This window comes from Arthrospira sp. PCC 8006 (genome assembly GCF_046480465.1).
Taxonomy (GTDB): domain Bacteria; phylum Cyanobacteriota; class Cyanobacteriia; order Cyanobacteriales; family Microcoleaceae; genus Limnospira; species Limnospira platensis.
The window spans coordinates 30391-53714 of record NZ_PKGG01000011.1; the positions used below are offsets into that span (position 1 = coordinate 30391).

The window sequence follows — 23324 nt, forward strand, 5'->3', positions numbered from 1 at the left end:
GTATTATAGTTTAGGATTAGCTATAATATCATTATCCGGCCAAGGAATCACCTGTTGAGTTGCCAAATATTCAGCCACAGCGATCGCGCCATAGCGGTTGAGATGACTAGGGTCAGAGAAATAGTCATAATTATCCAGCCAGCGCCACCCCAAATCAAGAAAAACCAAACCAGTTTCAGCAGCCACCCTCTCCATGTGTTCCCGGAATTTCTCCTCATAGGCACTGCGAACCGGGTCAAAATAATGATCAGTTAGTGGCATATTGACAAATACCACAGGAATCCGAAACGATTGAGTATAAGCGATTATATTCTTCAAAGATTGGGTCTGGATGCCTTGTAATTCAAACCCTTGATAATCGCTATCATAATAACCCGAAACCCTAGCATGGTTTTGATAGTAAATTTCTGGGTCAAAGCGCACCGACAAAGGCAAAAATCCATTAGGCAAAAATCTAGCTTCCTCCTCGGTGTCTGCCTCGGCTAATTCCTGTTGTTCAGAGGGGGTTGGCGGCGTAGCAAAGGCACGACCATTAGCAATAGATTGTAAAACAGCCTTGAAGCGATCGCGCTGTTTATAGGCTTGGGAAACCTGGGAAATTTGCTCTTGAATAGCCTGTTGAAACTGCTGTTGGTCCCACCTTCCTTCTAGGGCATTTTCAGTTAATGCCAGCAAAGTTTCCTGAAGATTTGGTGGTGGTTCAAAGGAATCTGGGGGGACAATTTGAAAAGTACCTTGGCTAATTTGCTGATAGCCTTCTGATGCCGAAATCGCCTGATAAGTCCGGTCTTCTCGACCACTATTTAGCGCCCGCACCCCATCAGCTAAAATAATCAACTGAGGCAATTGTTCAGGGGGCAGAATCCGCCGAATAATTAAATCGACAATTTGCACAGTTGCCCCATTTATACCAAAATTAAACACCCGTAAAGGCGGATGACCTTCTGCTACCAATCCCCTACTCAAAACCTCTGGATCAATGCCTCGCAAGGCGCGAGAACTGCCTATAATTAGTATATCTGGGGGTCTTTTATGGGTAGCGATATATTGTTGATAGCGGACAATCTGTTCATCTAGTTGTGAACTTCGGAAGGTCGGGTAAACAAATTGCGACAAACGGCATTGAGTATCATCAACATCACAAACAGCAGCGATCGCCTGGGACGGTCGGGAAGTAAAACCAGAGTTATTAAAAACCCCATCCTCTTCACCGGAACCTAACGCCTGTAAAGCCGATAACCAACCCGTGGGCGGTGCCGCTGATAAGGAAGGGCCTGTAGGGGTTCCCTCCTCCGTTTCCGCCTCAGAAATCTCAGCAGAGATAGCAGTCATAGCAATAGAATCAAGCAGATTTCCCACCAGGCGATCGCTTTGCCAAACCATCAAAAATCCCAGTATCCCACAAGCCACAGCCAGAGCGCGTTTTTGATAGCGCTGAGAGGTTTTTTCAACTACAATATCCGGGCTATTTTTACTGACAAATAAGTGAGAAGCCATCAAAAATTGGCTAATGGTTTCGCTCAGGTAATGCAGTCCTGATAAAACCTGAGATGATGGCAAATCACTATCTGCACCATCAACATTAATACCCGGAGAAAATACCAACTGCCCCATCTGTTCTCCCGCCCCCGTGGCGGTTAATTCTGAGGTGATAAAATCTTCCGAAGCAGTTAATGGTTGATCTATCTCCGTCGGTTTTAAAGAAATACCATAGCGCCAGAGGGGGTATTTTTGACCCGCCCGCCGTCCATAGATGCGGACTCCTTCCACCCCTTCAATACCTTGGGCTTGTAAAAATCTGGCGATCGGGAGGGCGACGCGAGATTGAGAAGGACAAGTAGGCGCTTCTGTCATCACATGGATCAGTTTCCCCTTGCGTAATGCCAGAACTTTAGTTCCCCCGGTGGCGAGTTTAGTTTCTAGGTTAGGGTTAATCAGACGTTCAATTTGGAATTTAATCGCATCGATATCTCCCAGGGTGGCGAGGGTCTCGGTGGGAGTTTGCAGGTCGGGATGTTCAAAAGCAGGTAAATTCAGCCAATCAATCCAAGTCGGCTTTTGGGCTTCTTGACCTGTTGGGCTGATTTCTACCCCGTAAATAGTGGCGGCGCGAATACCTTGGGGGGCGATCGCATTTAAAATTTCCCGACAAGCGGTGACAACGTTTTCCTTCGGGGGGGAGGGGCGACGACGATTATTTTTCGTATCTCCTAATTGGTGACAAAACAGGTGTAGGGTAGATTCTTTGAGGGTAGCCCTAAGTCCAATACCTAGATCCGCCAGCTTTTGATTAAGCAGAATCGCGATCGCCTCAGAGTCTCCCCACCGCGCCCAATCTTTCAGAATGCGATCGGGCGGAGTTAAGTCAATCCGCAGCATCCAATCAGCTTGAGTTTCCCCTTCCACCCGTAGTAAAATGCAGGCATCGCGGAACTCTTGCAGTTGCAATTCCCGCAGCCTACTAGCTATCGGTTCTGCTAATAGGGAAGGGTCCGGGCTGTAGGCTGACTCACACAGTACCCATAACCGCCGCCGTTTCGATGGGGTTGGGGTTGATTTGTCGCCTTTATAGTTGCGAATGCTGACTTTGACACTGACCCCTAACCCACCCAGAATTTCGCTCAGAATACTGGCGATCGCATCAGGATTACCCCGGCGCGCCAAATTTTCCGGGGTTGCCACTAGGGCAGGTTCCACCGGACTATCGGGAGGCGTAGCTAGGTCAGTTGGTGGCGGGTCTGTTTCCGCCGTCGTAGTTTCACTAACCGGGGTAATGATTACCCGGGGCGCGTCAGAGGTAGTAGTTGACGAAGATGGGCGATCGCCAATGAAAGTGCGATCGGCTAGACCTCCCAACCATTTTCGCAGTCCCACCCCCTGACTCTCATCTTCTGTTGACCCGTTAGGGGTCCTTGTCGGTGTTTCTGTCCCCGTAGTCGGATAATCCAGTTTAACCGTCCACTCAGGGCGTTTAGCACCTGTCTCGCGACCCGAAACAAATATCTTATAAATTTTCGGAGCATCGCGGGGCAGTAAAGACTCTAGCGGCGTGCGGTCTAAAGCCATCTTGAATTGAGACACCACCACTGTCTCTCGAGGAGAGGGGAGTGCCTCGCACAAAATATGTAAATGATTCCCTCGCAACCTGGTCTGTACATCAACCCCGGCAGTGCCAGCAGCATCAATTGACCATTGCTTTAATCCTGAATAATCCCTAACCACGCGCTACATTACGCCAAAATAAGTTACTATGTATACTGTGCGATTAGTTCAGTGCATCCAATCAGGCTTCAACCCCGGACTAGATCCGCTGACCACGCTTTTAAACCCTTGGCAGTAGAGACAGGCAATGGCTTGTCTCCAACTTACTGTTTTTATGTCTGTTTTGAGAGTCTAACGGGCTCGCTTAAGCCCCGACAATACCATTATACATATTCCCATAGCCAATTTTCATTGGGCTATATCCAGCGGTCTATTGCGGGCAGTTTGCCCCGGATCACATCTTCTGGCATAGTTAGTTAACCAACTGTTGAGGCAAGTTACAGATGTCTTCTGCTTCCGATGATACCCCAGTTTCCGACAATATATCCCCGAAACCCCCCCTTTTAGCTTCTGATTTACTTATGGCATTGGCAACAGCCCCTGTAGTTGTGGCTTTCGCCGCCATTCATAATGTGCAAGAGTTGGTGTTGAGTTTGAGTGAGGGTAGCGAGGAAGTTTTCCGAGGCGATCGCCTACCCGTCCTACATTTTCCTAACCAAGTTGATAATTGACAGCCCAAAAACCTCCCTGGGATGTTGATTTTCCCCATAATTCCTAGCATAATAAGGGAGAATTGAAGAATAAGGGCTGATGGGTGGGGGAGATTTACCTAGGGGGAAAGCCGATTACCTGGGGACAGTATATCTGCAAGTATTTGTATTTCCCTAAAATGTCTCTCACTAATTTTAGCACAACTAGGGATAATTTAATTGATAAATTAGATACATTCATCGAAAATTTAAGAGTTGGATGATGGGAGTGTCAAGGGTAGATATTTTACCGAATGTCTACCGGGGAAGTATAATGACTAAGATATTCTTGCTAACTACGGAACAGGCCCTATGAGTTCACTGGTCCAATCCTCAGAACCAATCCCTAGCGCAGTAGTTTCATCTAATGCACCTGTACAAGCCTCTGACCTGTTGTTAAGGAATCGCCTAAAAATTGTCGAAGATTTATGGGAAAGTGTCCTACGTCAGGAGTGCGGAGAGCAATTAGTAGATTTACTTCTCCAAATGCGATCGATGACCTCACCAGAAGGACAAGCATCGCCGCATTTACAAGCCAATGTCTGGCAAATTATCAAAGATCTTGATATCAATGCAGCTATTCGAGCAGCGCGAGCATTTGCCTTGTATTTTCAACTGATCAACATAGTCGAGCAACATTATGAGCAGCGCGAGCAAGAGTTAGCCTATGCTCAGATCAAACACCAAGGACCCGCAGAGAGTCCCGCCGACAAGTCGAATCGCTCCATTTTTGAAACTCGTCATCAGCGCTTTTCCACAGCAGAAGAAGCACCAGTAGAGCTATTAAATCAAACTAGCCGACGCCAAGACGATCGCGATTTAGCCACATTCCATAACCTATTTCCGATGCTGCAACGGCTAAACGTCCCTTCCCAGGTGATTCAGCGCCTGCTAAATCAACTGGATATTAGGCTAGTGTTTACAGCTCACCCCACAGAAATTGTACGCCATACAATCCGCACCAAACAGAGGCGGATCGCCAAAATTCTCCAGCAACTAGACACAGTAGACGAAAGTTATGGCAAAGTAGACAATACAAATCCCGAAGCCACCGGGTTAGTAAAAACTTGGACAGGCGAACTACAAGAACAACTAACCGAAGAAATAAGGCTGTGGTGGCGTACTGATGAACTGCACCAATTTAAGCCCACAGTTTTGGATGAAGTCGAATATAGTTTGCACTATTTCCAGGAAATCTTATTTGATGTAATTCCGCAACTGTACCAAAGGATTAAACAAACCCTGCAACCCCATTTTCCCCACCTGAAACCACCCAACTACGATTTTTGTAAATTTGGGTCCTGGGTGGGAGCCGATCGCGATGGTAACCCGTCCGTCACCCCAGAAGTCACCTGGAAAACAGCCTGTTATCAACGGGGTCTGATTATAAACAAATACATTCAAGCCGTTGATCATCTAAATCAACTGTTAAGCCTATCTCTGCATTGGAGTGACGTTTTACCAGAATTACTCGAATCTCTAGATCGCGATCAGGTACAACTTCCCGAAGTTTATGATCAGGTAGCCATCCGCTATCGCCAAGAACCCTATAGACTGAAATTATGCTACATCCTCAAGCGCCTAGAAAATACCCGCGATCGCAATCAGAGACTTTCGACCAGTAACGAAGTAGAAAGAGAACGCGAGCGCATTGTCACCAAAGAAAACGCCGGAAGTCTCTACCATTCAGGAGCTGCATTTCTCAAAGAATTAAAGCTAATTGAGCGGAACCTAATGGCTACAGGTATTCAATGCCGAGATTTAGAGAATCTCATCTGTCAAGTGGAAATTTACGGCTTCTATCTAGCGCGGATGGATATGCGGCAGGAATCCTCCGTACATAGTACAGCCTTAAATGAAATTGTAGACTATCTGCAACTACTAGCGAGGCCCTACGATGACCTGACCGAAGCCGAGCGCACCCTGTGGCTAATCACAGAATTGCAAACCCGCCGCCCCCTAATTCCCGCCGAGTTACCCTTTTCCCCAAAAACCTGTGAAACCATTAACACTTTCCGGGTCATGCGAGAATTACAGCAGGAATTTGGTCAGGAAATTTGCCAAACCTATATTATCAGCATGAGTCATGATGTTAGTGACCTGCTAGAGGTGCTGTTGTTAGCCAAGGAAGCCGGACTGTATGACCCAGCCACCGGAATTGGTAATTTGCAGGTAGTACCCCTGTTTGAAACCGTAGAGGATCTTAAAAAAGCCCCCTCAGTCATGAAAGACTTGTTTGAGTTACCCCTATATCGGGCGATGCTTGCGGGTGGCTACCAAAAATATGAGCAGGTCAGCCAAGATATGAACGCTTCTCTACAGGAGATTATGTTAGGTTACTCCGACAGTAATAAAGATTCGGGGTTCCTCAGTAGCAACTGGGAAATTCACAAAGCCCAGAAAGCCCTACAAACCTTGGCTGAATCTTACCATATCAGTATTCGCATCTTTCACGGTCGCGGTGGGTCTGTGGGACGCGGCGGCGGACCAGCTTATAAAGCGATTTTGGCTCAACCAGGTAAAAGTATTAATGGCCGCATTAAGATTACCGAACAGGGAGAGGTTCTCGCCTCCAAATATTCTCTGTCTCAACTGGCTCTGTATAATTTGGAGAGTGTAGCCACAGCGGTCATTCAAGCTAGTTTACTCCATACCGGGTTTGATGAAATTGAACCCTGGAATCAAATCATGGAAGAGTTATCTGTGCGATCGCGATCGTGTTATCGAGCTTTAATTTATGAACAGCCCGACTTAGTTGATTTCTTTGAGCAGGTAACACCCATTCAGGAAATTAGCCAATTGCAAATTAGCTCCCGACCCGCTCGTCGCCAAAGTGACAAGAAAAAAGATATTTCCGGTTTACGAGCCATTCCTTGGGTGTTTAGTTGGACTCAGAGCCGCTTTTTGCTACCCTCTTGGTATGGGGTCGGTACAGCCATAGAGCAGTTTATTCGAGAACAACCCGAGGAAAATATCAAACTGCTCCGTTACTTTTACATCAAATGGCCGTTTTTCCGTACCACCATCTCTAAGGCGGAAATGACCCTAGCTAAAGTTGACCTAGAAATGGCTCATCACTATGTGCGGGAGTTGAGCCATCCTCAAGATCGCGATCGCTTTGAGGATCTATTTCAGCGTATAGCTAAAGAATTTAATCTGACCCGCCAAATGGTTCTGGAAATTACCGGACAGAAACAGTTACTAGATAATGATCCCGTACTTCAGCGCTCAGTGCGACTGCGTAATGGCACAATTATTCCTCTAGGTTTATTGCAAGTGTCTTTACTCCAGCGCCTGCGTCATCATGGAACTTCTGCTACTCCCGGAGTAATTCATTCGAGATATAGTAAAGGGGAATTGTTGCGCGGTGCCTTATTAACCATCAACGGTATCGCCGCTGGAATGCGTAACACAGGCTGATCATCTCCAGACCGGGGAGGGAGTTTNGGGGGCGCGTGTCCTTAGACTTCCTTGCTACCACAGGAAAAACGTGCTATTGATTAGGGGTAATTTTAAGACGTTCCGGGGGCGGGTTCCGTGAGTTGACTGGTTTTTCCAATGGCATATCTAGCACCCGCCCCTACAGTTCACCCTATCGCAATTTATGTCTGTACAACTTGTACCTTTGCATATCCCTAGTGGTTGGGCAATTCTGCACAATTCTTTTGGTGATGTAGACCCAGTGATTGAACATGGCTACATTATCAATGGTGAGTTTTTTAATCAAAATTTGCTATCGGCTAAACCAATTGAGTTCAACGGAATAGACTGGGTGACGGTCGGTGACGGCTATCTATTGCAGTTGGGATGGTATCCTGAATATCGTCCAGAAGGCTGTTATCGCCTAACCGTCAGTCAAGGAAGTGATGATCAAAAAATTGTGGTTAAATACGAGTCTAAAGAACGGGAGGAAATTCGTCAGGTCCTACAGCGTTGTTTGGGTTGGGTTTCCCGTCATGTGGGTATAGATGAAATTGGTAGCCTACTAGAGATTGAAGGAAAACAAATTGATAAAAATCCGCTGGGTTTCCGGGGAGTCCGCAAAAAAATTGCGGGTATTTCCGGGGATAAACTCAATAGATTAACCTATAGCCAGGTGGGTTGGTGGTCGCCTGTTTACTATGAGGTTTGCAATATGGCTTATCTCGACCAAAAATCAAATCGGATAGACTATAATGGCTTTACACCAGAGAACAAGATGGCATAATAATGCTCGCCAATAACTTACTTGATTGAGGAGATTTACACACTAATGGTCGTGTCTGAACAAAATCAACAAGCATCCACATCTACAGACGATCGCTTTTTTAACCTGCCCTTGTTCGATATCTTAATCGAGTTCTTTAATGAGGATGGTTGGGTTTATAAAGAAATAGAACATCGCCGAGTTGTGGCTTTGGGAATTGAGGGAAAAAATGGCCGTTTTGATTGCTATGCGATCGCCCGGGAGGAGGAAAAACAAATCACGGTTTACTCGATTTTTCCGGTGAAAGTACCAGACTATAAACGCCAAAATATCTCGGATTTTGTCACCAGAGCTAATTATGGCATGGTTATTGGTAATTTTGAGATGAATTTCTATGATGGGGAAATTCGCTACAAAACCAGTTTAGATGTAGCAGGCGATCGCCTAACTCCCGCTTTAATTAAGCATTTGATTTATACCAATGTTTCGACAATGGATAAATTTCTCCCTGGTATTATGTCGATTATTTACGGCAATATTTCACCAGAAGAAGCCATATCACGGTACTAATTGAGTGGGTCACTAGGGGCAACCGTCTCTGGTTGCCTACCTTTTTTCACCCCCCATAAACCTGACTAAACACTTGACAAAAAGGCAGATTTATGGTAGCATATCGGCTTAAAATCGTTGTTGCCAATCGTCACCAACCCGGATGGTAAAATCCGAATTAATCGCACCAGTAGAAGAAGCCCTAACTGTACCAAAACCGATATGTTCTTGCAACAGTTCAGCACTAGCTAAATCTCCCCCCTGCACAATAATCTGAGTCGATCGCATAGTATAAGGCAACCCCGGCACAACATAAACATTATTAAAGCCTTGCTTAAACAAATAATCCGCGACTCGTTCGGCTGCTTGGGGGTTTCCAGAGGCATTTTGTACAGCAATTTTAATACGTTTAGACAATTCCTGATAACCCGATCGCTCCATAGGTCCAGGTAAGACAAACCCGGTAGAATCCACCCGAAAATATTGAGCCATAATGCGATCGCGTGCCGCGTCATCAACCACCCAATAACTCGTATATCCGCCCATGTCTCGCCCAGGTAACATCACCATTCGCACCTGTTGAGGTTCCAAATTCAACCCAAACTTAACCAGAGTCAGCATCTCCTCAAAATCCAAATTAGTATCAACATACTTCAACATCACCCGAATAATCTGAGGAATACGCCGCAATACATCAGGACTCTGTAAACGTTCCCGAATAGCCTCCATTAAAGCCTGTTGGCGTTGAATCCTGCCAATATCTCCATAAGCATCACTACGGAAACGAGCAAAATGATCAGCCTGATCACCATCAATAGTTTGCCATCCCGGAGATAAATCAATCTCCAACTGTTGGGTATTATCCCGATAAGACATGGGATAGGGAACAAACACCTCCACCCCCCCCAACAAATTCACCAACTCCTTAAAAGCGCCCGTGCTAACCCGGACATAGCGGTTAATCTGCACCTGGTTAAGAGTATCGGCTACCACCTCCGTAGCCAAGGAAGCGCCGCCCCAATAGTTAGCCTCATTAATCTTACCCACACCCATACCAGGGATAAAAACCTCGGTATCACGGGGAATTGATAGCAAATTCAGATGGCGATCGCTCGGATTAAAATTAACCAAGATCATGCTATCACTGCGACCCCCAAAAATTGCCCCATCTTCTTCCTGGTTGGGTAAGGGGGGATCTATCCCCATGACCAAAATATTCACAGGTCGCGACAGACGAAACCGAAAGCGATCGCGCCATAATGAATTGAGGACCATCGAGCTATTTTGTGGCTGTTCCGGTTTCAATGGAGACAGCAAAGCCGTTAGCGCCCCCAAAGTCGCGGAAGCGCTAGTAATGATCAGTGCAATAAAACTCAAAAATATTACCCGCAGGACTTTAGGTTGTCTTTGGTTGGTGGTCGGATAACTCATAAAAATCGCCAATATCCTTTAATCTTGAAAATGAAGTCAACTGAAGCTGAAAACTTTAAATCGCATGATACCCGTTATTCTCGCTGGTGGTAAAGGTGAGAGGTTCTGGCCTCTGAGTCGTCGTATCCGACCCAAACAATTTCTCAGTTTAGACGGTACTGGTCAAAGTTTATTACAAAGCACAGCAGAACGCTTGCTACCTTTGAGTAAAGGTGGTCCGGGTCTGTGGGTGATTACCTCCGCACTCCTGGAAAATGGAGTTCAGCAACAGTTACCCAATATCCCACCCGAAAATATTTTAGCCGAACCCCAAGGACGAGATACCGCCCCCGCCGTCGCCTGGACTGTGATTGAAGTGGTCCGTCGCTATGGGGAAGATGCCGTCATTGGCTTTTTCCCGGCTGATCATTGGATTGGAAAACCGGATATTTTCCAGGAGGCGATTAAATCAGCGGAAAATTTAGCTATCAGCCAGGATCTCATTGTCACCCTAGGGTTACAACCTCAATATCCGGCTACAGGTTACGGTTACATTGAACAGGGCGAAAAAATTGGCACTTTTGGCGATTTCACTGCTTATCAGGTAGCCCAGTTTACGGAAAAACCTGATCAAGAAAGGGCTGATCAATTTCTAGCTACTGGTCGCTTTAGTTGGAATGCGGGAATTTTTATATTTCGGGCTGGGGTAGTTCTTGAGGAATTACGCACCTATGCCCCCGATTTAATTGCCGCCCTGGAAGCTGAAGGAGCCCAGGCTTATGCTAACATTGAAAAAATCAGCATTGACTATGCACTGATGGAAAAAACCCAGAAAGCCTGTGTTTTACCAGTCTCTTTTGGCTGGGATGACCTGGGAGATTGGAATTCTTTAGAACGTCTTTTACCGAAACAAAATGGCAATGTGGCATTAGTCCGTCATTTGGGACTCGATACCCAAGATTCTATTCTGTATGGGAGTGATGAAAATGAGGTGATTATTACTATTGGGGTTCAGGATTTGGTGGTGGTTCGCGATGGTAATGTGACTTTGATTGTTGATAAGAACCGCACCCAGGATATTAAAAAGGTCTTGCCTCAGTTGGAGGATGATCCTGATTTGAGAGAACTTTTATAGGGAGGGCTGACTACTTATCTGGTAGGGTGCATCTATGTTTGAGATGAGAAGGGATAAATCTTGAGTAATCATTGTTAGTTATAATGCGATCGCTTTGTTTGATACTATTAAGGTTGATTGTTGAAGTAAAACAGTTGGGAGCCAAAGAGCCAACATGAAAACACGAAAACTTGGGAAATCGGACATTGAAATCACCCCGATTATTTTAGGGACTTGGCAAGCTGATAAACGTTGGTGGAAAGGTATTGAAAAAGCGGACTTAATCAAGGCTATGCAGCAGGCGGTTGACCTGGGAATTACTACCATTGACACTGCGGAAATCTATGGTGATGGTATCTCGGAACAACTGATAGCTGAGGCGTTGTCAGATAGACGCGATCGCCTCATTTATGCCAGCAAAGTATTTGCGACCCATTTACAATATGACCAGGTAATTGAAGCGTGCGATCGCTCCTTAAAAAATCTGGAGACCGACTATATAGACCTGTATCAAATTCACTGGCCAACGGGTTCATTTAATACAGAAATTGTGCCTATTTCCGAAACAATGGCTGCCCTAAATTTGCTCAAACAACAGGGGAAAATTCGAGCCATTGGAGTCTCCAACTTCTCCAAAAATCAACTAGAAGAAGCCAGCCAATATGGTACTATAGATAGTATACAGCCTCCCTATTCCCTATTTTGGCGCGATGTGGAAAGGGAAACCATGGCTTATTGTGTAGAACAGAAAATCTCAATTCTCGCTTATTCTTCCCTAGCCCAGGGACTACTGACGGGAAAATTCGGAGTTAATCATCAATTTCATCCCGAAGATCATCGACTCAAAAATAAACTCATCCAAAACCCAGAACATTATAGCCGGGTTCAAGAAGCAATTAATCAGTTACGACCCATAGCTGCAGACAAACACTGTACCATAGCACAATTAGCACTGGCATGGCTAATTTCTCAACCTCAAACTAACGCCATTGTGGGGGCTCGTAATAGCGCCCAAGTTGAGCAAAATGTGAAAACCATAGATATTCAACTTTCCCGGGAAGAGGTTAGCCAAATAGACCAAATTGGGCGTATAGTTACGGATCATCTGGAAAATGAATACCCAATTTTATGGAAATTTTGACATAGCGATCGCCAAAGCAGTCGGAAAGGGGAAATTCTCAGGGTTTCAAGAGAGGAAATGGCAGTTAGTTAACTAACCCAAAACTTAGATAGTCACAGCCAAAAATATCCGTTCATTACGAGGCTAGATGAGCTATAAAATAGCAGCATCAATCGGAAATTAAGGCAACCGTTGAACCTAGGTAAATAGACAATAACTAAATTGTCGGATCAGTCTTGAGTCAATGAATTTTCCAATCAGCCAAAGCTGCATCTAGTTAAGAGAAGCCGCCATAGACTGAGATGATAAAATTTCGCGAGATTCTTGTCGGACCTGTCCACTCATAGCGGCTACTTGCAAGTTAGCAAAAGCATTGAGTTCAATAGCATCATATTGAGAATTTTGGAGAATGTACCGGAGTTGATTTTCAGCTTCCAAGGTTAAATAACCAGTGGCGATCGCTTGTTGGACTACATCTTGAATACACAGCATAGTGAAATTACGGAGTTGTGATTGGTTTAAACTATATTTAGTATCGCTGTTTGTCAAGATAAGGGCAGTGATTCTGATATGGTGTCACTTGTGATGTTCGGCTGATCAGCCTATGATCTAAGTCCACGCTTACCAGGTGAGCCAGATCACGGATATCCATAATTTTAGGCAATTGTAGGCCTAGTTGATGTACAGCGTGTAGTTTTCCCCAACCTCTTGCCTGCCTGGATCGCCATAATTTATGATGAGCCGAGGGATGATCTGATCAGTAATGGAGGGGAAATGATGGCAACAGACGACCTACAACAATATCTAAACAGTTTAGGCGATCGCTACCCTAAACTAGGGCAGGCATTAGAACAAGCAGCAAAAGCCCTAAAAGACTCAGGAACTCCCATAACGGATCAGTTACTGCAAGGGTTGATTAACTATAACCGTGATTTCGCCAATTTCCAACAAACACTACAAAACCGGGGACAAACCACCGCCCTAGCCGCTAGATCCCTGGTAGAGTTACAGCAGTTATACCAAAAAATAACCCCAGTCACAGATGAGGGAGCCATTCCTCAGCAGGTTTTATCCTTGCTAGAGCAAATTCTCGGGCTGACCCACAGCGAACAGAAAGACTTTGCACCCCTACAACAGGCCCACAAACAGGCGCAACAACTCAAACAGCAAATTTCCCAAATAGATCTCAAATCAGACCCACGGGTAAAAGCATTGCTCACCGGAGAGCATCCCCTCAATATTCTCCTAAACTTGGTGAATAGGGGAGACCAACTCAATGATGAACAGTGGGCAAAATCGGCAGAAATTCTCGAAAATGCCTTTGGGAAATCTTTGGGGGTAGCTATTTCCAGAGGAAAAATTGTCAGTCAGTCGGGGGGGTCAACAACCACTCAACCGCCATTGAATGTGACAGCAGTTGAACGTCCCACGGCTAACCCAGATATTATCATCTTAGAAGAACCTACCACCACTACAGCCCCCAGTGATGTGATTATTGTTCCCAGTGTGGAAATTAACCCGAAACCTCTGACTATTGATGGACAAAATATTGTGTTTGGCAATACTGCCATTGTCGGTCAGCCGACAGGGAAAGCGGAAGTTAAACCGGGAAGTGTGGGGTTGCGCGTGAGAGTGCATTTACAGGGGTTAGGCGATCGCGATTTTGGCGGCGGAGAATATGCTGGCACTAAGGGTCAAGGTCGCCGCTTGGAGGCTTTCCAAATGGCGATTAATCCTCCGGTTCCGGGTTTGGATATACAATACATGGCTCATATTGCTCAAGTTGGTGATAGTCCCACAGCCTCTAACGGTCAAATGGTGGGAGAACCCGGCACAAATCGCCAAATAGAAGGCTTTGCGATTAAGCTCACTGGACCAGAAGCCCCGAAATATGATGTTTTCTATAATGCCCATATTCAAAATAAGGGAGATGTTCCCGTTTGTAGTAATGGTCAATATTGTGGTACTCGTGGGCAATCTTTACGAGTTGAGGGGATAAAAGTTTGGGTAGAACCCAAAAAATAATCCCCCTTGGTTAATCTCCCTCTAGGGCTACCAGTAAACATAATAATAGGGCTTCTGTCCACTCAACCACAGCCCCATAGGTGTCTCCGGTATGCCCGCCTAGGCGGTAGTTTAACCAGATTCCTGTCAGAATAGCGATCGCACTTCCCCCAAGCAGTAGACCCACCCCTACCAGCCAGCGATCGGGTTCTAACCAAATCTGCAAGCCACTCAACCCCGAAAGTAGCAAAACCCCGGGGAGTAAATCCAAGGGAGAATAGCTCAAATCTTTGTGAAATGCTCCCTTTCCTTCTGCTTTCAGATAAGGATAACGAGCGATCGCCACTAGCTGTCCCCAGCGTCCCCAAGCAGCCACCCCCATCAAAATTAACCAGCGTGTGCCGTCTAAATCAGCTAGGGCGGCGGTTTTTAGCAGTAAAATAGCTACAGCGGCGATCGCCCCAAAAGCCCCAGTTAAACTATCAGCCATCACCTCTAAGCGTCGCTTCTTGTCAGTCACCGCCAACCCATCAGCAGTATCCATCGCCCCATCTAAATGCAGTCCCCCGGTAATGGCAATCCAACCTACCACTACCAAAGCCGCCCGCGTTAATACCGGACAGCCCAACAACTGCAAACCTATATCAGCCAGCCCTAACAATCCCCCAATCATTAACCCCATTACCGGCGCGAGTCTCGCAATTCCCCGAAACTCCAACGTCCAAGACGGAGGAATAGGTAAGCAGGTATAGAAAGCCACAGCAGCAGCTAAAGCCGCTCGTAGCTGTTCCATATACCTAATGAGCGATCGCCAGACTGTCTCAAAACCCATAAAACTTAAACTTCGATTTTGCCATAGCTCTATAATATTTCTTAGCTTATGCCACAATTGAGATGAAACCTGTTGGGGTCTAAACATATACTCTAATACCGCCCAGATAGTTCCAACCGGCTATGTAAAGTTAAAAGTCAAGAAACATCAAGAAAATCTGATCAGATCGACTTTCACAGTCCTACCTTTGCTACAATTGTGTATAAAGTTAGATCTCCAACACACCCAAGCTGAAATATAATCTCAGCCACCGGGTTATCGGTAGATTTCTGAGAAGAATGCAAGTGGCGAGACAATCTAAGTAGTACAATTACTCTGTTTTTCTCAAAACTTGCTTCGTTAAGCCTTATACGGTCAACGGTTCAGGGAAAAAATCTGTCATACCTAGGGTGCTAAATTGTCCTAAACTCTCTGCGTGAAACTGACCTTATAACTATCGGCTTAACTAGGTAAAGGTGCCAGGTGGCGGTTTTGGTTTAGGAGAAACTATAAAACTAGAGGCTTTTGCTCTATGAGTTACGATCAATTAAATTGCAGGGTGTCTGCTCCATGTATTATCGATACCGGAATCGTTGTTAACAAGCGCGATATGCAGAAGTTGCTGGTTGACCTCGGTAGGGTTCGCTATATACATATCCAAGACAGCCAGGTAAAAAGTCAAGGCGAAGGTCATATCCTGGAAGTGTTTGCGGATCAACAGCAGGCTACTCTCATTGCTAACCATGCTTTATATTTGAATGTTTACAGTTTTGATTATCTCGAACTCAAACAATCCTCCGATAATGAAACCTATTTCGACTTAGTGCAAGATGGGCGATTACTGCGATTAGTTCCCCTGTCTAATCCTTTACAAGACCAGGCGACAAGGAATTTACAAGCCGCCGCCTTTGATGCGGTCATGGATCAAGTCCTATCAAATAACTGGGATACCCCCATTGATGATGATGATTGTCCCTTTTAATTGTCATCAATTGATATGATTTTCTCAGTTTTGTAGTTTAACTTCATGCCCGAATCATTTTCGTTTCAAATACAGGCTCGCTGCACTCAAACTCAAGCGAGGGCAGGGGTTTTTGTCACTCCCCATGGTATCGTGGAAACTCCCCGATTTATGCCAGTGGGAACCTTGGCTAATGTCAAAACTTTGACCCCAGCTCAACTCCTGGATACGGGCGCTCAGATGGTGCTATCCAATACCTATCATTTGCACCTACAACCAGGGGAAAAAATTGTGGCGGCGGCGGGGGGACTACATAAGTTTATGGGCTGGAATGGTCCGATATTAACGGATTCAGGAGGTTTTCAGGTTTTTAGTCTCAGTGAAATGCGGACGGTGACAGAAGCGGGGGTGCGGTTTCGATCGCCTCACGATGGAGCAATTATTGAATTGTCCCCAGAACGCTCCATTGAGATCCAAAATCAATTGGGGGCTGATGTGATTATGGCCTTTGATGAGTGCCCCCCTTATCCGGCTTCTAGGGAAGATGTGATCGCAGCTACCGATCGCACTGTTAGATGGCTAGAACGCTGCATAGCTGCTCATAACCGACCAGAGGCAGCCCTGTTTGGTATCGTACAAGGGGGAGTTTACCCAGATTTACGGGTGGCAGCAGCTAAAAAATTAGTAGAATTTGATTTACCAGGTTATGCCATTGGCGGGGTGAGTGTCGGTGAACCTACCGATTTAATGGAAATGGTGGTTCGTGTCACTACCCCCATTTTGCCAGACCATAAGCCTAGATATTTGATGGGGATAGGAACTTACCGGGAAATGGCACAGGCGATCGCATCTGGTATAGATTTATTTGATTGTGTCATTCCTACCCGTTTGGCTCGTCATGGGGCGGCTTTGGTGGCCGGAGAACGCTGGAATTTGAAAAATGCCCAATTTCGAGAGGACTTTCGCCCCCTCGACCCCAGTTGTCCTTGTTACACTTGCCAAAATTTTAGCCGCGCCTATATTAGTCATCTGGTACGCGCTAAGGAACTTTTAGCCTATACTCTCCTGAGTATTCATAATGTTACTGAACTGATTAGGTTTACTACCCGTATCCGAGACGCGATTTTGAGCGATCGCATGACTGACGAGTTCGGACAATATTTGCAAGTTGATTGCTAACCATAGCCCGATCATCTCAGAAATTATCGCTTAAATGAGAATTGTCGCCAAGATTTGTTAAAATTCTGTAAGCCATATTTTTAGTAAAAGGTTAATTGATTCATGGAAGCAGCACTGCTATTGGCAAAACTGCCAGAAGCCTACTCGATTTTTAGCCCGGTTGTTGATATTTTGCCCGTTATTCCCGTATTTTTCCTGCTGTTGGCTTTTGTGTGGCAAGCTGCTGTCGGTTTCCGATAAGCCCAAACCCGCTCAGGCTATCGGTCCTATAGTGGGTGTGTGGTGTGTGAAATCCCACAGCCTAGCGTGCCGATAGCCCCTTGGAATTCCATCAATGGGCATAAGCTAGAATATTAAGCGCCCACTTCATTTAACTTATGTCATGATGTTGCTAGGTTGAGGTGGTCTGGATCAGGATTTCAGAAATAAAGTTGTTATGCGTACTAATGCGATCGCCCTGTGCAAGTCTGTTGTTATATTGACAACTATAGTTTTAACTCAGGCAGTCCCMCCGTCTGTGGTAGCCCGGTCTTCTCCAGGGGTTGTTAGTCAAATAACCGCTAAAGAGTTTTTTGATCGCGGTGTCGCCCGTTACCAACGGGGAGATAAACAAGGGGCGATCGCTGATTTTACCCAAGCTATTCGCCTGAACCGTAACTATGCCCTCGCTTACTATAACCGGGGAGTGGTAAGGTTTAAGGGTGGCAATAACTTGACTGAGGCGATCGCTGATTTTACCCAAGCTATCCGCCTTAATCCTGAATATGTTGATGCCTACTATAATCGTGCCATTGCCCGTGTCAAAGTTCAACAATACTGGCCGGCTATTGATGATATTACCCAGGTGATCAGGCTCGACCCCTCTCATGATCGGGCTTTCTATCTGCGGGGATTAATTTATTCGGAAAATCTTAAAGATTATCAAACGGGGATTAATGATTTTACTGAAGCGATCCGCCTTAACCCCGGAAACCCAGCACCCTATTTCAAGCGCGGGAATGCTCGCTATCGCATTGGCGATCGTGAAAGGGCTATTGATGACTATAACAAAGCCATTGAGATCAACCCATCAGACCCAGAACCTTATTATAACCGAGCCATCAGTCGCTACCAAATTGGCGATCGCCAAGGCGCTATCTTTGACCTACAGAAGTCCGCAGACCTATATATGGATTTGGGTAATTTCGAGAAATACCAAAAGGCGATCGATACCTTAGAAAAATTTGAGAATTAATTCCCCTAGCGCGGACCTAGCAACACACCTTTACCGAATCTTTACAAACTTTCGGCAAATTTTACCAAAGTTTTATAGACTTGGTGTTATGTTTTGCCTAGAATGTGGGTAGACGGGTGTTAGATACTTAACCTTAGTGTCCGTCTGACTCCTGTACCACAGGACAGACATGGGGACTAAACAAAGAACTATCGCATCTATTATAGCATTTTTCCCCGTTTCCTGTCGTCATGGGCTGGGTTTAGGGACATATTTTAAGGATTTGATCAGACCTATCAGTTCTGATCAGTTTTGGTCGTGCCAGTCTCAAGGGTCAGTGTTCGCTGTGTTTGTTGGTAGGTAAAAATTAATTCTTGATGAGGATAGAGAAATTACCGTGATGAATTATGGGTTCACCCACTATCATCAGACGACCTTGGACGAGCAACTCCTGTACAACCACTTGCAAAAGTTGGTTGGGGTGTCGTCCCCACAGGAGATGCTTGCTTCTTTTCGTGGTCTGTTTTTGGGTGAACAGGAATATCAAGTCACGGAAGTTTGGCAAGCCTTGGAAAGAATTGTTGATTCCGAATCAGTCCGCGATCGCTTTCCGTTTATAATTAACCGCTGCTGCTATATTTTGGTGAACCAATGGCAGAAGCAGTCCCGTCTACAGTGGGCTATTCCAGAACTGATTGATATACTGCTCATACAACCGACTACTTTACCCTCTTCCTGGACCGCTCATCGTTTGCGTAGATTACTCTACAAATTTGTGCAAACTGACCAATATCAGGCACTACGTCGGCTCGCTAATGCTTTTCAAGATAGCACCAAACCCGAACCAGATTGTCAACCCAAGCTAGAAAATTTGATTGTTCGTTATCCCTATCTGTACGAACATTGTTTTTTGACCGATCATAGTGAAATTGATCAACGTCAGCAAATTCGGAAAATGCAGGAGGCGGCGGGACGGAAATTTGATCGCGACTTGTATCAATACATTAGCTATCAACAAAAAACCACCCTCCAGGAATTGGGGGTAAATCCTCCCCATAATCCTACCCTATTGAGCGATCGCCAACTTAGCCAAGCTATTGACCACTTTACCGGACAAGTAGATGGGGGATACACCTATAACGAGTCCTCTCGACTATTTCTGAAACAGAGTAGTAAAGCCGGTTCATATCATAGTTTTAAAGGGGATCTATATGAGTATTTAACTAGCTCTATGGATGGGAAATATGCTAACCGTTACTTTAAAAGGCGGCTGGAGCAAACCCTAAAAAATACCCTATCCCACAATGATTCTCATAGCGTCAACAGTAGTCTAGTTGCCGGAACCTGTAAAAGGCTATTAGATTTTTTGGTAGTTGAAAGTCCGCAAAAACCTCAGCATTTTGTCTTAATTGACCTCACCAATAACCTCGGTGTAACTAACGTCATGGGTTTAATGCTAAAAATTGTTCTGGTATGTCGGCAAACCAAACGAGAACTAGAAAAACGATTCGCTGTGTTATTTACCCATTATAGCAATTTTGAACGACCCCAAGTCGTTTGGCTGATTGAGTCCCTGGAAAATATGAATATTGCTTTTAGCACTCATTTCGGAGCATCCGCTATGCGATCGCTCAAGATTTCCTAGACAGATTGGCGAGGGAGAAGGAATCATGATCAACCCTCTCCCCAACGAACAATATCGCCCTTTTATTAATTATTAATTAGCAGGGTTTGTTGTTCCTCATATAAATCTTGGAATAACGGCGTACTCAGGTAACGTTCCCCGTAACTCGGTTGAATCATCACAATTAACTTATCTTGATTTTCTGGTCTTTGAGCCACTTTAATCGCCGCACACAAAGCCGCACCGGAGGAAATCCCAGATAGTAACCCCTCTTCCCTGGCTAGACGGCGACTATAGCTAAAGGCTTCCTCATCACTAACTGTAATTACCTCATCAATTAGTTCCACTTTCAGCACCTCTGGTACAAATCCTGCACCAATACCCTGAATTTTGTGGGGTCCAGGTTCACCACCAGAAAGAACCGGACTGTTAGTGGGTTCAACGGCGATCGCCTTTAATTGTGGTTTTCGTTGTTTAAGCACATCCGCAGCCCCCGTAATTGTACCACCGGTTCCCACTCCCGCGATTAAAATATCAACCCGTCCATCCGTATCGTGCCAAATTTCTTCAGCCGTAGTGCGGCGGTGAACCTCTGGATTAGCCGAATTGTTAAACTGCTGTAACATATAGGTATTGGGAACCGCATCGACCAGTTCATAAGCGCGCTGAATGGCTCCTTTCATCCCTTTAGAACCGGGGGTTAATTCTAATTTAGCTCCATAGGCGCGGAGCATAGAACGCCGTTCTAAACTCATGCTATCAGGCATGGTTAGAATTAACTCATAGCCTTTCGCAGCCGCCGTCATAGCCAACGCAATGCCAGTATTTCCTGATGTAGGTTCAACTAGGGTAGTCTTACCTGGAGCGATCAAGCCTTCGAGTTCCGCAACTTCGATCATATATGCTCCAATGCGATCTTTAACTGAGGCTGTCGGGTTCATCCCTTCGAGTTTAACCACAATTTGAGCTAAACAGCCTTCAGCTTGAGGAATTCGATTCAGTTGTACCAAAGGGGTACGACCAATCAATTCTGTGATGTTGTGAGCAATACGCATGGTGATCTCAATAACTACAGTTAACCTCAATTCTATAGTGATTTGGGCAGGCAAAAGTCAACCGTGAACCTGACCAGGACAGCAGAAATTGTCAAACTTTCAATATATATGCTAAAATAATCTACTTTTAGGGCAGACTTTGCCATGATTGAATGCCTACATCTTGGCGGAAATTTAATCATAATTAACCTAACATATCGACGATATCATATGTTATAATCATGGTTAAATCCACCTATTAAAGATACCATAAAAGTTAAATTTGAGGTAATTAAAGTTGCAAAAGTTTAACCGAGTTACTCATCCACAACGACAACATCAGTTAGAAAAGTTAATTGAACGGTTGGGATTATCTCCTCAACATAAGATTGCATGGCAATTGCTTGATTTGGCACTAACTCATCCCAGTGTTTCAAGTCAGGATAATTATGAACAACTGGAATTTGTGGGTGATTCGGTGGTGCGTTTAGCGGCTTCAGAGCTTCTGTTTGAAACCTATCCTAATGCACCAGTGGGAGAGTTTGCGGCGGTGCGATCTATTTTGGTGAGCGATCGCATTCTGGCGGAAATTTCTGAGAGCTATGGTTTGGGAAGATATTTGCTGGTGGGAGGAAGTGCTACCCGCGATCGCCTGGGAGAAGAATCTCGTTTAGCAGATTGTTTTGAGGCGGTTTTGGCTGCACTATATCTCAGTACCAATACCCTAGAGTTAATTCGTCCTTGGTTAGATCCACACCTGCTAGAGCGAGCTACTGAGATTTTTAATGATCCGGCTCGCCAAAATTATAAGGCTGCTCTCCAAGAATGGACTCAAAGTTGCTATAAAATTTTGCCCCAATATAAAGTTAATGAAACAGGTTATGCTGGTGATGAAGGGCGCTTTACCGCTTCCGTGTGGCTGAGGGACGAACAATTAGGTACAGGAACAGGTAAAACTATTAAAGCTGCTGAACAGGCGGCGGCTCGTGTGGCTTTTTTATCAGTAGCCAAAAATGGAGGAGAAACAGATAATGAATGACCCGATTAAAATAGCAGTTCTCGGTACAGGACGCTGGGGTGTCCACTTGATCCGAAATTTTCAAAATCATTCTGGGTTTGAGTTAATAGCAGTAGCTGATAGTAATTCCGAACAGTTAAAAGCTGTGGGAGAACGATTTACACTCAACCCCGAACAAATGTTTGAGCATGGGTTGGCGGCTCTGGAAGTTCCGGGACTACAAGCTGTGGCGATCGCTACTCCCGCCGGCACTCATTATCACTTAATTTCAGCCGCGCTACAACGTGGCTATCATGTCTTAGCTGAAAAACCTTTAACCATAAACCCCGCTAAATCTTGGGAACTTTGGGAACTGGCTCAACAGCAAAATCGACAATTATTTGTCGATCATACCTATCTATTTCATCCAGTCGTTAACCGGGGTAAACAAGTCCTTGCTCAAGGTGTCTTAGGTCAACTACGCTATGGCTATGCTACTCGCACCCACTTAGAACCTGTCCGCCAAGATGTTGATGCTCTGTGGGATTTAGCGATTCATGATATTGCTATCTTTAATACCTGGTTGGGTCAAAAACCTGTAGCCGTACAAGCCACCGGAACTGTCTGGCTACAAGGCGATCGCCTTTTGCAAACGGAGGATAATTCCCCAGCATTTCCCGGTAGTAAACCAGGTTTATCTGATTTAGTATTAGCTACCCTCACTTACCCCGATAACTTTCAAGTTTTTCTACATCTATGCTGGTTAAATCCTGACAAACAGCGCCGTTTAGCAGTCGTCGGAAGCCAAGGAACATTAATTTTTGATGAATTATCTTCCGAGTCTCCTTTAACCCTACAACGCGGCTATTTAGAACCTGTCAATGGTGGCTGGAAAGGAGCAGGTCAAAGTCGGGAAGTTTTACAGGTCGAACCTGGGGAACCTTTAAAACAAGTATGCGATCGCTTTTTTCAATGTGTTAAAGCCAATCAACCCTGTCCAATTTCTTCCGGTCAAATCGGAGCCGAATTAGTCGATATTCTGTGGGGTTTAAGTCAATCAATACAAACAGGAGGACTCCCTCACCCCGTCGGCGATAATTCCTCAGAGAGTTAAACAAACAAAAAGCGCCCCCCTGGTGGGAGGCGCTTAATTTAATCGAAGCTATAAATTAGCCGATTTGAGGTGCAACCAAAGCTACAGGCTCAGACTCAGCAGAAGCCAAATCTAAGGGGAAGTTGTGAGCGTTACGCTCGTGCATTACTTCCATACCCAGGTTAGCCCGGTTGATGACATCAGCCCAGGTATTGATTACCCGACCGCTCGAGTCCAT

19 protein-coding genes and 1 pseudogene are annotated in these 23324 nt (G+C 45.3%); 14 read left to right on the forward strand and 6 right to left on the reverse strand.

Annotated elements, in window-relative coordinates:
• Window positions 1-3: 3 nt before the first annotated feature.
• On the reverse strand, window positions 4-3222 hold the full coding sequence (locus tag B9T16_RS03515) for a hypothetical protein (RefSeq protein ID WP_410244109.1): 3219 nt from the start codon (window positions 3220-3222) through the stop codon (window positions 4-6).
• A gap of 323 nt (window positions 3223-3545) precedes the next feature.
• Here B9T16_RS03515 and B9T16_RS03520 point away from each other — a divergent pair, with 323 nt between their 5' ends.
• The 4 genes from B9T16_RS03520 to B9T16_RS03535 all read left to right on the forward strand — a co-directional run bounded on the left by B9T16_RS03520 (window position 3546) and on the right by B9T16_RS03535 (window position 8547).
• The gene (locus tag B9T16_RS03520; RefSeq protein ID WP_006619282.1) at window positions 3546-3773 is read left to right on the forward strand and encodes a hypothetical protein; all 228 of its coding nucleotides are present in this window, start codon (window positions 3546-3548) and stop codon (window positions 3771-3773) included.
• A 330-nt stretch (window positions 3774-4103) separates the two neighbouring features.
• Window positions 4104-7211: a phosphoenolpyruvate carboxylase gene (ppc, locus tag B9T16_RS03525; RefSeq protein ID WP_410244110.1), complete on the forward strand. Its 3108-nt coding sequence runs from the start codon at window positions 4104-4106 to the stop codon at window positions 7209-7211.
• A 184-nt stretch (window positions 7212-7395) separates the two neighbouring features.
• On the forward strand, window positions 7396-7998 hold the full coding sequence (locus B9T16_RS03530; RefSeq protein ID WP_317265443.1) for a hypothetical protein: 603 nt from the start codon (window positions 7396-7398) through the stop codon (window positions 7996-7998).
• A 45-nt stretch (window positions 7999-8043) separates the two neighbouring features.
• Complete coding sequence (locus B9T16_RS03535; RefSeq protein WP_006619285.1) at window positions 8044-8547, forward strand: YbjN domain-containing protein; 504 nt, start codon at window positions 8044-8046, stop codon at window positions 8545-8547.
• A 108-nt stretch (window positions 8548-8655) separates the two neighbouring features.
• Here the strand turns inward: B9T16_RS03535 and B9T16_RS03540 are convergent, their stop codons facing one another.
• Window positions 8656-9957, reverse strand: a complete 1302-nt coding sequence (locus B9T16_RS03540; RefSeq protein ID WP_410244111.1) for an LCP family protein — start codon at window positions 9955-9957, stop codon at window positions 8656-8658.
• Window positions 9958-10021: 64 nt separating this feature from the next.
• On the opposite strand from B9T16_RS03540, the gene B9T16_RS03545 reads away from it, so the two are divergent.
• Together B9T16_RS03545 and B9T16_RS03550 are read left to right on the forward strand one after the other, a co-directional pair.
• Entirely contained in the window at window positions 10022-11071 is a 1050-nt protein-coding gene (locus B9T16_RS03545; RefSeq protein ID WP_410244112.1) for a mannose-1-phosphate guanylyltransferase, read from the forward strand.
• Window positions 11072-11225: 154 nt separating this feature from the next.
• Window positions 11226-12191 (forward strand): aldo/keto reductase, encoded by a 966-nt coding sequence (locus B9T16_RS03550; protein ID WP_410244113.1) that lies wholly within the window; start codon window positions 11226-11228, stop codon window positions 12189-12191.
• A gap of 252 nt (window positions 12192-12443) precedes the next feature.
• Here the strand turns inward: B9T16_RS03550 and B9T16_RS03555 are convergent, their stop codons facing one another.
• The gene (locus B9T16_RS03555) at window positions 12444-12662 is read right to left on the reverse strand and encodes a hypothetical protein (protein WP_006619289.1); all 219 of its coding nucleotides are present in this window, start codon (window positions 12660-12662) and stop codon (window positions 12444-12446) included.
• Between the two features lie 216 nt (window positions 12663-12878).
• Here B9T16_RS03555 and B9T16_RS03560 point away from each other — a divergent pair, with 216 nt between their 5' ends.
• Entirely contained in the window at window positions 12879-14195 is a 1317-nt protein-coding gene (locus B9T16_RS03560; protein ID WP_035737334.1) for a hydrogenase, read from the forward strand.
• A 10-nt stretch (window positions 14196-14205) separates the two neighbouring features.
• Here B9T16_RS03560 and cobS read toward each other — a convergent pair whose 3' ends face one another.
• On the reverse strand, window positions 14206-15006 hold the full coding sequence (cobS, locus tag B9T16_RS03565) for an adenosylcobinamide-GDP ribazoletransferase (protein WP_315669731.1): 801 nt from the start codon (window positions 15004-15006) through the stop codon (window positions 14206-14208).
• 511 nt (window positions 15007-15517) lie between these two features.
• On the opposite strand from cobS, the gene B9T16_RS03570 reads away from it, so the two are divergent.
• The 5 genes from B9T16_RS03570 (at window position 15518) to B9T16_RS03590 (ending at window position 19983) form a co-directional block, all read left to right on the forward strand.
• On the forward strand, window positions 15518-15967 hold the full coding sequence (locus tag B9T16_RS03570; protein ID WP_006617290.1) for a hypothetical protein: 450 nt from the start codon (window positions 15518-15520) through the stop codon (window positions 15965-15967).
• A 45-nt stretch (window positions 15968-16012) separates the two neighbouring features.
• Window positions 16013-17125 carry a tRNA guanosine(34) transglycosylase Tgt gene (gene tgt / locus B9T16_RS03575; protein WP_014277499.1) on the forward strand — a complete coding sequence of 371 codons (1113 nt, stop codon included), beginning with the start codon at window positions 16013-16015 and terminating at the stop codon, window positions 17123-17125.
• 102 nt (window positions 17126-17227) lie between these two features.
• Window positions 17228-17365 (forward strand): photosystem II reaction center protein K, encoded by a 138-nt coding sequence (locus tag B9T16_RS03580; RefSeq protein ID WP_006617292.1) that lies wholly within the window; start codon window positions 17228-17230, stop codon window positions 17363-17365.
• Between the two features lie 196 nt (window positions 17366-17561).
• Window positions 17562-18359 carry a tetratricopeptide repeat protein gene (locus tag B9T16_RS03585; RefSeq protein WP_410244114.1) on the forward strand — a complete coding sequence of 266 codons (798 nt, stop codon included), beginning with the start codon at window positions 17562-17564 and terminating at the stop codon, window positions 18357-18359.
• 379 nt (window positions 18360-18738) lie between these two features.
• Window positions 18739-19983, forward strand: a complete 1245-nt coding sequence (locus B9T16_RS03590; protein ID WP_410244117.1) for a hypothetical protein — start codon at window positions 18739-18741, stop codon at window positions 19981-19983.
• A 65-nt stretch (window positions 19984-20048) separates the two neighbouring features.
• On the opposite strand, the gene cysK is transcribed toward B9T16_RS03590, so the two are convergent.
• On the reverse strand, window positions 20049-21017 hold the full coding sequence (gene cysK, locus B9T16_RS03595) for a cysteine synthase A (RefSeq protein ID WP_006617295.1): 969 nt from the start codon (window positions 21015-21017) through the stop codon (window positions 20049-20051).
• A gap of 277 nt (window positions 21018-21294) precedes the next feature.
• Between cysK and rnc the strand changes: the two genes are divergently transcribed.
• Window positions 21295-22035, forward strand: coding sequence for a ribonuclease III (rnc, locus tag B9T16_RS03600; protein WP_410244115.1), 741 nt, complete (start codon window positions 21295-21297; stop codon window positions 22033-22035).
• The gene (locus B9T16_RS03605; protein WP_410244116.1) at window positions 22028-23107 is read left to right on the forward strand and encodes a Gfo/Idh/MocA family protein; all 1080 of its coding nucleotides are present in this window, start codon (window positions 22028-22030) and stop codon (window positions 23105-23107) included. The genes rnc and B9T16_RS03605 overlap by 8 nt, the downstream gene beginning before the upstream one ends.
• 55 nt (window positions 23108-23162) lie before the next feature.
• Here the strand turns inward: B9T16_RS03605 and B9T16_RS03610 are convergent.
• Window positions 23163-23324, reverse strand: a pseudogene (locus B9T16_RS03610) (photosystem II q(b) protein); the annotation flags it as partial.

What these genes read in the sequence shown, in the direction of transcription:
- B9T16_RS03530 (WP_317265443.1), top strand. Translation starts at nt 7,396, where the DNA reads ATGTCTGTACAACTTGTACCTTTGCATATCCCTAGTGGTTGGGCAATT.
- B9T16_RS03540 (WP_410244111.1), bottom strand. Translation starts at nt 9,957, where the DNA reads ATGAGTTATCCGACCACCAACCAAAGACAACCTAAAGTCCTGCGGGTA.
- B9T16_RS03545 (WP_410244112.1), top strand. Translation starts at nt 10,022, where the DNA reads ATGATACCCGTTATTCTCGCTGGTGGTAAAGGTGAGAGGTTCTGGCCT.
- B9T16_RS03535 (WP_006619285.1), top strand. Translation starts at nt 8,044, where the DNA reads ATGGTCGTGTCTGAACAAAATCAACAAGCATCCACATCTACAGACGAT.
- cobS (WP_315669731.1), bottom strand. Translation starts at nt 15,006, where the DNA reads ATGGGTTTTGAGACAGTCTGGCGATCGCTCATTAGGTATATGGAACAG.
- ppc (WP_410244110.1), top strand. Translation starts at nt 4,104, where the DNA reads ATGAGTTCACTGGTCCAATCCTCAGAACCAATCCCTAGCGCAGTAGTT.
- B9T16_RS03520 (WP_006619282.1), top strand. Translation starts at nt 3,546, where the DNA reads ATGTCTTCTGCTTCCGATGATACCCCAGTTTCCGACAATATATCCCCG.
- B9T16_RS03555 (WP_006619289.1), bottom strand. Translation starts at nt 12,662, where the DNA reads ATGCTGTGTATTCAAGATGTAGTCCAACAAGCGATCGCCACTGGTTAT.
- cysK (WP_006617295.1), bottom strand. Translation starts at nt 21,017, where the DNA reads ATGCGTATTGCTCACAACATCACAGAATTGATTGGTCGTACCCCTTTG.
- B9T16_RS03550 (WP_410244113.1), top strand. Translation starts at nt 11,226, where the DNA reads ATGAAAACACGAAAACTTGGGAAATCGGACATTGAAATCACCCCGATT.
- B9T16_RS03590 (WP_410244117.1), top strand. Translation starts at nt 18,739, where the DNA reads ATGAATTATGGGTTCACCCACTATCATCAGACGACCTTGGACGAGCAA.
- B9T16_RS03570 (WP_006617290.1), top strand. Translation starts at nt 15,518, where the DNA reads ATGAGTTACGATCAATTAAATTGCAGGGTGTCTGCTCCATGTATTATC.
- B9T16_RS03580 (WP_006617292.1), top strand. Translation starts at nt 17,228, where the DNA reads ATGGAAGCAGCACTGCTATTGGCAAAACTGCCAGAAGCCTACTCGATT.
- B9T16_RS03605 (WP_410244116.1), top strand. Translation starts at nt 22,028, where the DNA reads ATGAATGACCCGATTAAAATAGCAGTTCTCGGTACAGGACGCTGGGGT.
- tgt (WP_014277499.1), top strand. Translation starts at nt 16,013, where the DNA reads ATGCCCGAATCATTTTCGTTTCAAATACAGGCTCGCTGCACTCAAACT.